The sequence below is a fragment of the Mycobacterium branderi genome, from assembly GCF_010728725.1.
Classification (GTDB): domain Bacteria; phylum Actinomycetota; class Actinomycetes; order Mycobacteriales; family Mycobacteriaceae; genus Mycobacterium; species Mycobacterium branderi.
Genome location: NZ_AP022607.1, coordinates 190,009 through 202,801 on the forward strand (window position 1 = coordinate 190,009; position 12,793 = coordinate 202,801).

At 65.2% G+C, this 12,793-nt stretch carries 11 protein-coding genes; 2 read left to right on the forward strand and 9 right to left on the reverse strand.

From position 1 onward, the window contains the following. Position 1 precedes the first annotated feature (1 nt). The 8 genes from G6N47_RS25840 to G6N47_RS29915 all read right to left on the reverse strand — a co-directional run bounded on the left by G6N47_RS25840 (position 2) and on the right by G6N47_RS29915 (position 8,136). On the reverse strand, positions 2-1,606 hold the full coding sequence (locus G6N47_RS25840) for an AMP-binding protein (protein WP_083134311.1): 1,605 nt from the start codon (positions 1,604-1,606) through the stop codon (positions 2-4). Beyond that, the gene (locus tag G6N47_RS25845) at positions 1,606-2,748 is read right to left on the reverse strand and encodes an aromatic ring-hydroxylating oxygenase subunit alpha (protein ID WP_083134312.1); all 1,143 of its coding nucleotides are present in this window, start codon (positions 2,746-2,748) and stop codon (positions 1,606-1,608) included. The genes G6N47_RS25840 and G6N47_RS25845 overlap by 1 nt, the downstream gene beginning before the upstream one ends. Before the next feature lie 344 nt (positions 2,749-3,092). Beyond that, positions 3,093-3,857: an SDR family NAD(P)-dependent oxidoreductase gene (locus tag G6N47_RS25850; RefSeq protein WP_232080415.1), complete on the reverse strand. Its 765-nt coding sequence runs from the start codon at positions 3,855-3,857 to the stop codon at positions 3,093-3,095. Between the two features lie 2 nt (positions 3,858-3,859). Beyond that, the gene (locus G6N47_RS25855; protein ID WP_083134313.1) at positions 3,860-5,068 is read right to left on the reverse strand and encodes an amidohydrolase family protein; all 1,209 of its coding nucleotides are present in this window, start codon (positions 5,066-5,068) and stop codon (positions 3,860-3,862) included. A 10-nt stretch (positions 5,069-5,078) separates the two neighbouring features. Further along, positions 5,079-6,095: an LLM class flavin-dependent oxidoreductase gene (locus G6N47_RS25860; protein ID WP_083134333.1), complete on the reverse strand. Its 1,017-nt coding sequence runs from the start codon at positions 6,093-6,095 to the stop codon at positions 5,079-5,081. Positions 6,096-6,304: 209 nt separating this feature from the next. Beyond that, positions 6,305-7,120: an SDR family NAD(P)-dependent oxidoreductase gene (locus G6N47_RS25865; RefSeq protein ID WP_083134314.1), complete on the reverse strand. Its 816-nt coding sequence runs from the start codon at positions 7,118-7,120 to the stop codon at positions 6,305-6,307. After that, entirely contained in the window at positions 7,117-7,581 is a 465-nt protein-coding gene (locus tag G6N47_RS25870; RefSeq protein WP_083134315.1) for a nuclear transport factor 2 family protein, read from the reverse strand. Before G6N47_RS25870 ends, G6N47_RS25865 begins: the two co-directional genes overlap by 4 nt. Before the next feature lie 261 nt (positions 7,582-7,842). Next, the gene (locus tag G6N47_RS29915) at positions 7,843-8,136 is read right to left on the reverse strand and encodes a cytoplasmic protein (RefSeq protein ID WP_211281516.1); all 294 of its coding nucleotides are present in this window, start codon (positions 8,134-8,136) and stop codon (positions 7,843-7,845) included. A gap of 147 nt (positions 8,137-8,283) precedes the next feature. Here G6N47_RS29915 and G6N47_RS25875 point away from each other — a divergent pair, with 147 nt between their 5' ends. After that, entirely contained in the window at positions 8,284-8,946 is a 663-nt protein-coding gene (locus tag G6N47_RS25875) for a TetR/AcrR family transcriptional regulator (protein ID WP_083134316.1), read from the forward strand. A gap of 171 nt (positions 8,947-9,117) precedes the next feature. On the opposite strand, the gene G6N47_RS25880 is transcribed toward G6N47_RS25875, so the two are convergent. Next, positions 9,118-10,491: a hypothetical protein gene (locus tag G6N47_RS25880; protein WP_083134317.1), complete on the reverse strand. Its 1,374-nt coding sequence runs from the start codon at positions 10,489-10,491 to the stop codon at positions 9,118-9,120. Positions 10,492-10,809: 318 nt separating this feature from the next. On the opposite strand from G6N47_RS25880, the gene G6N47_RS30420 reads away from it, so the two are divergent. Continuing rightward, positions 10,810-12,591, forward strand: coding sequence for a serine/threonine-protein kinase (locus G6N47_RS30420; protein WP_083134335.1), 1,782 nt, complete (start codon positions 10,810-10,812; stop codon positions 12,589-12,591). The last annotated feature ends 202 nt before the right edge of the window (positions 12,592-12,793 follow it).

The following is a 12,793-nucleotide window of genomic DNA, read 5'->3' on the forward strand; positions in this document are numbered from 1 at the left end:
CTCACCGACTCAGGATGTAGCCGTGCGCTTCGCGGTCCCAGGCCGTGTCGCTCAGTCCCCGGCTGCGCAGCAGATCCTTGCGGACCCGCCCGATCGCGTTCTTCGGCAGCCCGTCAACGATTTCCACATATCGCGGCACGCAGAAGTAGGGCATGCGTGCCGCGCAGAAATCGAGCAGTTCGGTGTAGTCCAGCGCGGCGCCTGGCCGCGGCGCAACGACCAGCAGGATGTCGTCCTCGCCGAGGTCGCTGGGTATGCCGACCGCGGCGGCCTCGAGCACTGCGGGGTGAGCCATCACAGTCGTTTCGACCTCGACCGACGACACGTTCTCCCCCCGGCGGCGCAGCGAGTCCTTCACCCGGTCGACATAGGTCAGGTTGCCGTCCTCCTCCAGTGACCCCATGTCGCCGGTGTGAAACCAGTCCGGGTGCGGCTGGATGCGCAGCTGCGGACCGTCACCGGGGGGTGTCGCATACCCCTCGCTCATCATGTGTGGTCGCCTTGCCCGGCAGGTGATTTCGCCGGCCGAACCGGCGGGCAGCGGCTTGTCATTGTCGTCGACGATGCGTACCTCGAAAGCGGGATTGATCCGGCCCGACGTGCCCGGCACGCCGTCCTCGGACACACTCTTGCAGGCGATCGGAAAGGCCTCGGTCATCCCGTACATCGTGACGATCCGGACCGCGTACCGCTGTTCGATGCGCCGGTACACCTCAGCCGCGATCGGCGCCGCCGAGATGAACCGCAACGGGTTGTCGCGATCGCGTGGATCGGCCGGCTGGTTGCACAGCATTCTCACCATCGCCCCCACGCCGACGAAACCCGCTGCGCCACAGTCACGTATGTCATCCAGCACCTGGCCGGGGTGAAACGACGACCGAAGAACGGTGGTGGCGCCCGCCAGCATCGGGGCCAGTATCAGCGGTGCAGCGCTTAGGTGAAACAGCGGCATCGCCGACCACAGCACCTCACCGGGGCGAAACTCCCACGCCGCGACCGCCGCTGCCGCCACCGAGAACAGGTAATGCCACGTGGTGGCCACAGCTTTCGACGGGCCGGTGGTCCCGGAGGTGAAGAACAGGGCCCCGACCTCATCGGGGCGACCGCGCGCGAGATCGGGGACGTCGGGCGATGCTGCGGCGAGTAACTGGTCGCAGACCAGCACCGAGCTCAACGTGTCCACTGTGGCGGCGACCTCGGCGACTCGCGGCCGCAGATCGGCGTCGGTGATCAGCACCTTCGCGCGGGCCAGCCGCAGCGCATGCGACAAGAAGTCACCTTTGTTGGCGATGTTGACCGCGGCGCTCACCGCCCCGATGTGTGCGGCGCCCAGCCAGAAGTACACCCACTCCGGGCGGGTCGGCATAAACAGCGCCACGGTGTCGCCGCGCCGCACGCCCGCCTCGAGCAATGCGCTGGCCGCCGCCCGGGACCGCTCGCGCATCTGCGCGAAAGTCACTGCCGTGTCGGCGATTATCATCATCGTCCGGTCCGGAAACTGTGCGGCCCGGCGGTCCAGGATCGTCGGGACACCGAATTCATCGACGCCGAACGCCGACGGGCCACCCGGATCAGCGTGCGGCGACCATTGCGTAACGGCGGCCATCACGCGCCGGCCGCGCCGGGATCGGGCGCACCGTCGGCGGTGTATCCGAAATCGTCGGGCGACGGCTCACGACCGGGGTAGAAGCGGTGCGCCCAGCGGCGAAGCGCCGCATAGTCGCGCGCCTCCTCGGGCGCCAGGTTGGGCTTCTCCAAGTACTTCATGTTCTCCCAGGTGAAGAAGTCCTGTTTGATGACTTCCTGTTGCAGCGCAAGGAATCTCGCGGCGCGTCCAGTGGGCACCTCGCCGGTGTCGCCGGGCTCGCGAACCGACGCCTGGGTGTAGAAGTAGTCGGTGTAGTCCTCGTCGACCGGGGTCTGCCCGGTGACCTGAATGGTGGCCACCAAGTCGCTCGGAAATCGGACCACGCCCAGCCCGAGCGAGTAATTGTCGTAGATAATCTTGGCGTCCACCGGTCCATTGGGAGTCAGCCAGGTCTGCGCCCGGCCGCCACCGAAGTGGGCGTTGACGGTGGCGTGCAAGTGGTAACCGGCCACCTCGAACGACGCGGTGTTCGCGGGGTTGGCGGCCTTGTGCACGTACTGCACGTGGTACGGGTCGGCGGCGTTTTCGATAATCATCTGCGGGTGCACCTTGACCCGGTTGAGCATCCGGCTGTGCGGATGCAGCGGGTAGTACTCGCCGGTCTCCAATTCGGGCAGCACCGGCGGTTGCCAGTACGGCGCCCGCCCGTGGCGCTCATGCCAGACCAGGATGAACCCGTACCACTCGGCGACCGGATAGGTCTTGACCCGCACGTTCTGCTTGCAGCCGATCTTGCTGTACGGGATCAGCGCGTTAGTTCCATCGCCGCGCCAGCGCCAACCGTGCCAGGGGCAGACGATGTTCTCGCCCTCCACGGTGCCGCCGACGCCCATGTTCGCACCGAGGTGCTGACAGTACGCGTCGAGCACGTGCACCTGGCCGGACTCGGTGCGAAAGAGCACCAGTTCTTCGCCGAAGTAGTGTGCTCGCTTGACCTCGCCGACCTTCAGATCGGAGGCGAAGCCCACGATGAACCACCCGGTCGGGAACCGATAGGTTGACAGCGAGATCCCGCTGGGCCCGAACTCGCGCTCGGACGGATCGATCGGCGACTGTGAAATCGTGTTCGTCACTGCTTGCTCCGTTCGCGCGGCACTCATGCGGACCGAGTTGGTAACGCCAACCCGCGGGGAGACATTCGGCGCCTCGCCTCCCGCCGCCTGTGCTGATCATCGCGGCCAAACAAACCCCGGAACAACCGCATTCAACCACCTCCATGCATTACCGCCGACCACTCCGGCGCTGCACCGATGGTGTTTGATGCTACGGACCGCGACGCAGCCAAGTCAATAGCAGATGTTAGTGGAACTTACCCAATGTGATAGTTACGCTAACGGAGCGGCGTGGGGCCGGCTGATGTCGATCAACGGTGAACGAGCCCGCGAATCCGGCCGTGATGTCCGTGGCCGCGGAGCGCTATTCCGGTGATTGTGCCGGCAGGCTTTCAGTTGCGCATGTAGGCGCCGCCGGACACATTGACGATCTCGCCGGTGATGTGAGCCGCCCGCGCTGAAGCGAGAAAGGCTACCAGTTCGGCGATTTCGTTCTTGTCCGGCAGGGAGCCCAGCGGGCCCAGCGAGTCGTGGCGCTGCCGCAGCTCGGGGTGATCCATCATGAACTTGGTGCCCTCGACCATGCCCATGCTGACGGTGTTGGCCCGGATCCCGTAGGGCCCGCCCTCATGTGCCAGGCAGCGCGTCAACGTGTTCAGAGCGCCCTTGCTGACCGCGTAGGGCGTTTCCATCCCGGCGCCGCCGACATCGGGGGCATAACTGCCGATGTTGATGACGACGCCCCGACCGTGCTCGCGCATGGACGGCAGCACCCGGCGGGCCAGATACCACGGCCCGTTGATGTTGACGTCCATCACCCGGTCCCAGTCGGCCGGCTCGTAGTCGAAGATGGATCCCAGGACGTTGACCGCGGCGTTGTTGACGAGAATGTCTACCGCGCCGAACTTTTCGAGCACCCGATCAACCACGGCGTCAATCGCGCCGCGATCACCGGCGTCCATCGGGCAGCCGACGATCTCGGCGCCGGGGTAGTCCACGCCCATCGCCTTGGTCACGTCGCGGGCGCGCCGTTCGTGAATGTCGGTGACCACCACGCGCGCTCCGCCGTGCGCCAGGCGCCGAGCGACCGCCTGACCGATACCAAGGCCAGCCGCGGCCGTCACCAGCGCCACCGCGCCGTCGAACTCGCTGCTCAACGTCAGCTCTTCAACAGTTCCAGGCCGTTGTCGCGGCAGAAGTGGCGGCGCCGCTCGTCGCCGAGTCCCTCCACGCGCAAATACATTTCGGCGGGTTCGCGCAGACCCTCGGCGTGCGGCCAGTCCGAGCCCATCACCAGCGCCTCGGTGCCGCCGAGTTGTTCGGCGAGTGCCACGGTGTCATCTTCGGGATAGGGCACCACCCGCACATGCTGTTTGAAGATAGCGCTGGGGCGCTCTTTGAGCGGCCCGCCCAGCCATGGCCCGAGCCGGGCCATGCCGCGGCTTTTGTCCATGTGCCGGATGAAATGCGGTATCCACGACGCGCCGAATTCGCTGACCAACACCCGGATGTTCGGGTAGCGGCCGAACAGATTGTCGAAGATCAGCGCGGACAAGGTTTCGGTGATCGGCCGTTCACCGTAGCTGTTTTGCCACTGCCACGCCGAGAACTGGAATGGTGGGCCGATCTTCCAGCCCCAATCGGGAGCCACGCTGCGCTGATAATAGAATTCCGTGATGTGATAGCACACCACCGCCCTGGCCTCGTTGATGCGCGCCCAGAACGGATCGAAGTACGGATCACCGGGGCTGCGTCCATAGGCGGGGCCGGCCGGTAGGTAGATGAATTTGGCGCCGGCGGCCAACACACGATCGAGTTCGGCGACCGAGCGGTCCAGGTCGCGCAACGACAGCATCGCCGGGGCATAAATGGTGTCCTGGTAGCTGAACCCCCAGTCCTCGGCGATCCAGCGGTTGAACGCCTCGAGATTGTCATACAGCGCATCGATGCCGTCGAGGAACTCCTCGGCGAACAACGCCCACCCGCCCGGATACATGATGGTCTTTTCGATCTGCTGCTCCTCCAGCTGCTTGAGCCGGGCATCCTTGTCGAGGTATTCGGGCTGCAAAGGTTCGAAGAATCGATCGGCGTCGGCAGGGTCACCCGAGGATCGCTTCTTGAGCATCTCGGCCAACGAGCCCGGCACATAGGCCTTGTCGAGATCATGCTCCTTCTCAAACGCGGTAACGATGCGCTCGTTGGCCAGCAGCGCCTTATGGCCGCTGGGCAGCACGATCGGGCGCACCGCGGTGTCGAGCTTGTCCTTGGGCATGTAACGGGTGAAACAGTCCTGCGCCTCATAGGAGTGCTGATCGAAGTCGAGCAGCTTGTAGGGCAACGTGCCCACGGTGTCCGGGATCAGTGCCATGATGTGTCCTTTACTTCACTTGCATTGGGGTACTTGGCGTTTCACGATCCGTGGCCGAGCCGGCCCGCAGCAGCGGCGCCAGCCGGATGCAGATCGTGTGGATGTTGCGCATCACCGCGTCGTCGGGCATCCCGCCGATGGATGCCCACAAAAACACTGTGCTCACCGGTGCGCCGGCGGTATGGGCGCGGACTTGCTCGGCGACGTGCTCGGGCGTGCCGTAGCTGAACGAGCCGAGCGGCCCCGGCCGTGGCGAGCTGATGAGCCGATCGACGTCAACGGGTTTGGGCACCGGAGCATCCGTACCCTCGACCATGTGGCGGCGGTATGAGTTCAGCTGGTGGGCAAGGTGTTCGGAGACCAGCGGCCAGTCGCGTTCGGGGTCGTCGGTGGCCCAGCCCTGAAATCCGCCGGCCATCATCCCGCCCGCGACCGGGTGACCGGCCTCGGCCAGCCCTCGCGAGTACGGCTCCCAGAGCGCGGCGTCGGCCGACAGCAGCCGCTCCCCCAGCAACCCGGCCCGGCGCGCACCTTGCGGGCCCTGGTAGCCAAGCCAGATCGGCATCGGATCCTGTACCGGGCGTGGTCGCACCCCGCCGGGCCCGAACAGGTCACGAAGGCGCCGCGCGGTGTCGTCGGTCTGCCGGTAGCGCGCCTTCAGCGATGCACCGAACAGCTCGAACTCCGGCACGCGGTAGCCGGTACCGATTCCCAGGTCCAGGCGGCCGTCGGAAACCAGATCCACCACCACGCTCTGCTCGGCGATCTCCGCGGCCGGCCGCAACGGCGCGATGAGGATCGCCGTCCCCAGGCGCATGCGCTGCGTGCGTGCCGCCACCGCGGCGGCCATCGTCAGCGGGCTGGTCAAGTAGTCATCGTCGAACAAGTGGTGTTCGGAGAACCACGCCGACGAGGCGCCGAGCCGTTCGGCCTCCTGGCAGGCCTCGATCGTGAAACCGTAAAGCCGCGACGGGTTTTGCCGCCATTGGGCGGGGTTCCGCAGGTCGAAATACACGCCGACATCGATCATGGTTGCACCAGAGCACCCCACTTCTGCTCGTTCACGCTGAGCGCCGGACGATCTGCATATCTCCTCGCAGGTCACCCTACCTTACACTGTAAGGTTGGAGGTAGGCCAGTGTCTTGTGCTCCCGAATTGAATCCGCCGCGGCATCCATCGTGAACACGCTCCCCGACCTGCTCGCACCGGATCGCACCTCGGCGTGCCGCGCAGATCTACCGAAGCAGCACCTGGCCGCCGTCGATCATGATGGTCGCTCCGGTCAGGAACTTCAGGTCGTCGCTGACCAAGGCGACGATCGCACGCCCGATGTCCTCATAGGGGTCTCCGAAGCGGCCCAGGGGGATTTCGCGCGCGATCCGTTCCCAGCGTGCCGGGTCCTCGTCGCGGTATGCCTCCGAGGCCGGCGACATCCCGTTAGGACACACTTGATTGACGCGGATACCGTGCTTGCCCCACTCGATAGCGGCCGACTTGGTCAGGCCGCCGATCGCCTCCTTGGCCATCGCATAAGCGGCCATCCGGGCGCCGCCCCGAACACCAATGGCTGAACCGAAATTGATGACTACTGCATGGTCGGATTCACGCAGCGCGTCGAAGGCGGCCTGCATCACATGCAGGGTGCCCAGCGGGCCGCTGCGGAAGTAGTCGAGGACATCATCGTCGCCGAGGTCGATCGTCGGTGCGCCGGCGGCCATGGGCACATTTTGTGAGCCGCCCTGTGCGTTGTTGATCACGATGTCGATCTGACCGAAATCTGTGAGTGTTTCGGCCACCGCGTTTTCGACGGCCGCCCGGTCGGCAACGTCGCACCCGATCGCCAGCGCCCGCTGGCCCTTATCGAGCAGTTCGCTGCAAGCATCGACGACTTTCTGTCGGGTTCGGCCGAGTAGGGCCACGGCTGCGCCTTCGTCGGCGAGCGCGGCCGCAATCGCCTTGCCTAAGCCCTGGCCCGCACCGGTGACCACGGCGACCCGGCCCGTGAGCCGGGTAGTCGTACCCGCACGTTGCCCTTCCTCGGTGGCCGTCATCGGACGCCCTCTTTCGTCGGTGCGGGACCTCCGAGCAGACCGGCCACCGGCGAGTTGCGAACGTGGCCCTCGACCTTGACTTTGCGGCGGGCGAAGCGCCAACCAGCGTCGGTGCTGACGACTTCGTCGCGGTAGGTGCCCCAGTGGTCCAGGCCGGCCACGCCGATGAACTGGAAGCAGGCATAGGTACTCGCACTGGCATCCGCACGCGGCTCGATATACACCGAGCTCAGATGATGCCGGGCCGGCAGGAATCCCGCAGAGGTGAACGTCGCCGCGGTGCGGGCGAAGAAGTCCAGGATCGCTTCGGGCCCGATCAGCTCCTCGGTGTTGGTCACCAAAACCCCGTCGGGAACGAACAATTGCGACAGCTCGCGCGTCTTGCCGCTGTCGGCCAGGTACTGATAGGTCGCCATGAGGTCGGCGACACCCACGCGGGTGCGCAGCTCGATGTCATCCATGCGACGAAACCTCCTGCGAACTATCCCGATGCGATGACCGAGCCGACTGCCACGGCGTTACTGGCTCGCCGGCACCGGATTGAAACCCGTCGGGCCAGCGGCGCTTGTCCACAAAGCCGCGGGTAACCGCCCTTACGCTGTAAGGTCATGCCTATCAGATTGGCTGTCGCGGGGTCAACGGGCCCGGGCAGGATCGACGTGCACCGGCGCCGTCGGTGACATGTCGCCTCAATCGGGAGCCGGACCTCGGCCGGCATGGTCTTAGAACCAGTAGGTTCTCATCTTCGCCAGGAAATCCGGCGTAATCGGGTAGCCCGAACGATCGCCGATGACGCTGTCGATGCCGCACCTGGGACAGCGCGCGGTCCGTCCTTGTGTACCGGTCGCTTTCGCCATTTCTGGCGCGGGATCGATCCAGTCCCTGATCTGCGTTGGCCCGAAGATGGAGCAACAGTGAAAGCAGCCACACACTGAACTCTGCGTGAGCTCGCCGCGATTGAGGCCGCAATGAGCGTGGGCTTCCCGTACGTCGTCGGGCATTTCCGCACGTGTCACAGCGACCACCTTCGGTACCACGGCCAACGGCGCTCAGCATGCCACAGCATCGCGTCGTCGAACGCTTCCGTATCGATCGCGGCAGTCAGCCAACCTTCCGCTGTAAAATGAGCCGACCTAAAGGATCAATACGGGCGGAGTCGGTACGTGCCTGCTGGCCGCACTAAGGGTGCCTCGCGAACAAACGACAAGCGAGGCAAGCCCCCTGTCCTCACCGAGGACCAGATCGTCAGCGCCGCCCTCGCCGTCATCCGCAATGAGGGCCTCGAGGCGCTGTCGATGCGCAGACTGTCCCGCGAACTCGGACGTTCCGCCATGGCGGCCTACTGGTACGTCGAAGACAAGCAGCAGCTGCTGAACCTCGTCGCCAAGAAGATGCTCGCGGAGGTTCCGCTGCCCGATCCGGATGCCGGCTCATGGGAGGAGCGACTCCGCAGAGTGGTCGCGGCGATCGATGCCCAGTTGCGCAAGCACCCCGGCATCGCAGAGATTCTTTTGCAGCGGATGCTTTCCACAGATCGCCGTCTCATGAACGGCATCTTCGACATTTTGCAGTCGGCCGGATTCGAAGGTCCCGACGTCTTTTTGTCGTACGCGATGATCCACACGTACTTGTTCGGTCGCTACCAGGTAGTGCTGCACGCCGACGAGCTGCCGGATCAGGAGCAGCGTCCCGAGGACCTCGAGGACACCGTCGGCCGCCTGGTGCCGCACCTGGAGCGGCTTCGAGGGCGCGATTTCTTCTCCTACGGCGTCGACACGATCATCGCAGGGCTGCATGCCCGCTTAGAGGCGAAATCTCAAGCATGACAGGCACGTTCACCATCGACTGACCCTGCGGCTCTTCATGACGGGGATCCGAATTACGCCCGCCTGAAAGCGCAACCTACACATCGCCGTGCCCGGCCCGGATGGTCGAGGTAGTTGACCTGACTCGGTCGGTCGATCAGATTTCACCATCCGGCTGGGGTCCCCGCACGATTAGTGCGGCGCCACTAACGAGGCCAGTTCGGTTGCGTCGTCGGATAACTGCACCAGTGTGGTGTTGATCCGCCACAGATCGTGAAATGAGCCGACCGGTGACGCGGCCGTCCACAGGGTTTCGCAGCCGGAGAGGTCGTATGCCTTCGTCAGCCGCCCGACGTTGGGGTTACCGAAGTCCGCCACGGCCACAGTGCCGTCGGTGCCGAGGTAGTACCCGTAACCCAAGTCGTAGTCACACGTCTTGCCCTGTGCACCGGTTCGCAGATCGTATTGCTGCCAGTGTGGACCCATGATGCCTCCGATCTGTGCGAAGAAGAACTTGGTTCCGATCAGGCGCGTTTCCACCGGTCGCTCGCCGGTGAGTTTCAGCAGCCTGCCACCGTCAGGGGTGTAGACGGCCCAGTCCTTGAGCGCCTCTATGACCGGCAGGTCCAGCGTCTCGATGTTGGGCAGATCCCCATGAATACTCTTGCGGCTGGTCCGCTTGCCGGCATCGTCGAAGAACTGAACCCGCGTCAGCACCGAACGGTCCTGACGGTCAGCGATCTCTGCAGCGAAGCCACCCGGGTACACGATGGTCTTCTGCAGCTCGGCGTTTTCGTCCAACTCCGGTGTGATCACCCTGCCGTCGCTGAGCGAGAAAACCACCCTGGCATCGGAGCCTCTGCCGCCAGTGACCTGTGTGGCGAGCGCAGGGGGTGCGGTGTCGTGTGACGGCGGGTACAAGTTGTCGACATGTCCAGCGCCGGGAACGAACCACGTGGTGTCGGCTTTCGGACCCACGCCGTAAACGCCTTCGTTCTCGGTCAGGGCGATGGCGTAGATGCCGACCTGGTGGACCCCCAGCTTCGCCGGGTAGGTGCGAAGATCAGTGGGCCCTCTGTAGGACACCCGACCGGTGTGCGCGTCGACAACCCATGCGGTGACTGCCTCGAAATCGTGGACGCACAGCACGGCTTCGGGCCCGTTGAGATAACACTTGGGCGGCCGTTTTTCGGTAGTCAGTTCCACTGCGGGAAAGAGGCGTCGGCCATCGCGCACGTTGATACCGACCAGCCACCAGCGTGGGTCCGGGGCGCCGCGAGTGGCGGCCACGAAGTATGCGTCATCGCCGAGATTTCCCACAAACGGGCTCGAATGGAAAGGGTCGTCATCGGTGACGATCCTGCTCTGTTCGGGGGAACCGAGTGCCGAGGGCAGGCCAAGGTCGACGACGCTCGTTCGCCAACCCGGAACGGGTTGCACGCGCATTGACGCCGCCAGAAACGTCTGCGCCGGCGGCTGCCAGGCACCGCGTGCGCCGGCGTCGTCATCGTGGTTGCGCCACACGATCAGAAGCGCGGCCGCGACCACGGCGGTGGCCACCGCCATTGCTGCCGCTATCGGCCACCGCCGCCGGCGCCGCGGCGGAATGGATGCAAGTGTGGTATGCCCGCGCATGGCTTGAACTCTTGCACACCACGTACAGAGCGCGGTAATGCCGCAACCGGCGGGGCGAGATCGTCGTGACCTGCTGAGCCGGTTCAGGTTCCGTATACCTGGCAGAGTCGGCCAGTTTGCCTTGGCGCCGGCAATTGGCCGCGAACTTGCGTCGCGGTGAGGTGGCGACCGCCTTGGCGAGCCTCACAAGAGGACTGCGTTTGACGCTTTGCGGTGGCCGACAGCATCCGGCCACATAGCATGCACGCCATGGCGATGTCACCGGGAAGCTCGTTCGCCGGCTATACCGTGCTGCGACTCCTTGGCTCGGGCGGGATGGGAGAGGTCTATCTCGCCGAGCACCCCCGCCTGCCGCGCAAGGACGCGCTGAAGATCCTTCCGACGCAGGTTTCCCAGGACGCCGCCTACCGTGATCGCTTTCTGCGGGAGGCCGACCTCGCAGCCTCGCTGTGGCACCCGAACATCGTTCGGGTCAACGACCGTGGCGAGTTCGACGGTCAGCTTTGGATCGCCATGGACTACATCGACGGCATGGACGCCGGCCGGCTGCTGGCCCGGCGCCACCCGACGGGTATGCCGGTCGACTTGGTGGTCGAGATCGTCTCGGCGGTGGCCGATGCCCTTGACTATTCACACCGCAATGGGCTGCTACATCGAGATGTCAAGCCCGCCAACATCATGGTGACCAATCCCGGCGATGAGGACGACCGCCGCATCTTGCTGGGCGATTTTGGGATCGCCCGTCGCAGCGATGACATCAGCGGACTGACCGCGACCAACGCGACCGTGGGCACCGTCGCCTACACGCCGCCCGAACAGTTGATGGGCGGCGAGATCGACGGCCGCGCCGACCAATACGCGCTGGCGGCTACCGCCTACCAGCTGCTGACCGGATCACCGTTGTTTTCCCACTCCAACACCGCGGTGGTGATCAGCCACCACCTCAACACGGCCCCACCGTCGGTGTCGCAGCATCGCCCCGATCTGGTCGACCTCGACGCGGCCTTGGCAAAAGCACTGTCCAAGGCGCCCGCTGACCGCTTTGACCGGTGCACGGACTTCGCCCGCGCCCTAGCCGGCCAAGGCCCCGCACTGCCCTCAAGATCCGCAGTCAAAAACACGGTGCGCGCCACGACAACCGGTACGCCGCGGTCCTCCACATTCACTTCCCCATCGTCAGGGCAACCAGCTCGATCGCGACGCCGATGGCTGATCCCGGCAGCGGCCGGCGCGATCGTCGCCGTCGCTGCGGCGGCAACGACATGGACCGCCCTGCACCGCTCCCCCACCGGCAGCACATCGACGACGCCAAGTTCGGCGATACCGTCGTCGTCCCTCGCTTCACCCGCTGGCCGCACTCCGGCGGTGAGCACCTTCGCCTGGCCGGCACCTCCGCCGAACCGGCCACCGCAGGGCAACTGTCCACCGGCGTGCAACCAGATTCCCGATTCCGCGTGGATCGAGGCAGCTGCGCTCCCGCTCTACAAGGACTATGCCTGGCCCACGCTGGCACCCTTATCCGAACCGGTCTCCAGCCCCCGATTCAAAGCGGACGAAATGTGCGCCGCCCCACCGACGGCCGATGACGAACGCGACAGCGCACTCGCTGCTCGAATCGTCCTGCCCAACCCGCCGGGTCAGTGGCAGCTGCAAGTTCAGATCCTGCACTGGCGCGGCGATACCTGGGTCGCGGGACAGCGGGCCTCTGCCGTCATGGATTCCGCCACATCGCTGCTGCGCACCAACTGCTCCTTCACCGCGCCCGGGGTGTCGGTCTCCCGCATCACCGAGCAGAACGTCCCCGGACATCCCGGCCAGTCGCTGACCGCAGTGCTCACGGCGAATGGAGCCGCGCCGCTTGTCGCCCACGAATACTTGGTCTCAGATCTGCGCAACAGCACCGTAGTGGAGGTGGCGATGTGGTCGACGACGCCGCCGGCCGTCGACTGGCCGACGATCAACGATGACCAGCTGCTCGCGGACATGGTGGCCCCGCTGTGTACGGCCTACGTCAACTCATGCACCACATAAGCCGATAACCGCTCCTGCTTACTTTTCGACCGGATGTCGGGTGCGCGGCGCGCGGTTAAGACGCTGCCAATGCCCGGTTCTGGGTGTCAGTGCGAACGACCGGAACTTCTGCCTTTCGATGCATCGGAGCTGACCATTGAGCGACCGCATACTTATGGGTAATAACGCTCCGGATAGCTGAGATCCATTGATCTGCACTAGA

Coding starts and splice junctions, on each gene's coding strand:
- G6N47_RS25870 (WP_083134315.1), bottom strand. CDS start 7,581: ATGGATGACATCGAGCTGCGCACCCGCGTGGGTGTCGCCGACCTCATG.
- G6N47_RS25880 (WP_083134317.1), bottom strand. CDS start 10,491: ATGGCGGTGGCCACCGCCGTGGTCGCGGCCGCGCTTCTGATCGTGTGG.
- G6N47_RS25855 (WP_083134313.1), bottom strand. CDS start 5,068: ATGGCACTGATCCCGGACACCGTGGGCACGTTGCCCTACAAGCTGCTC.
- G6N47_RS25845 (WP_083134312.1), bottom strand. CDS start 2,748: ATGAGTGCCGCGCGAACGGAGCAAGCAGTGACGAACACGATTTCACAG.
- G6N47_RS25840 (WP_083134311.1), bottom strand. CDS start 1,606: ATGGCCGCCGTTACGCAATGGTCGCCGCACGCTGATCCGGGTGGCCCG.
- G6N47_RS25865 (WP_083134314.1), bottom strand. CDS start 7,120: ATGACGGCCACCGAGGAAGGGCAACGTGCGGGTACGACTACCCGGCTC.
- G6N47_RS30420 (WP_083134335.1), top strand. CDS start 10,810: ATGGCGATGTCACCGGGAAGCTCGTTCGCCGGCTATACCGTGCTGCGA.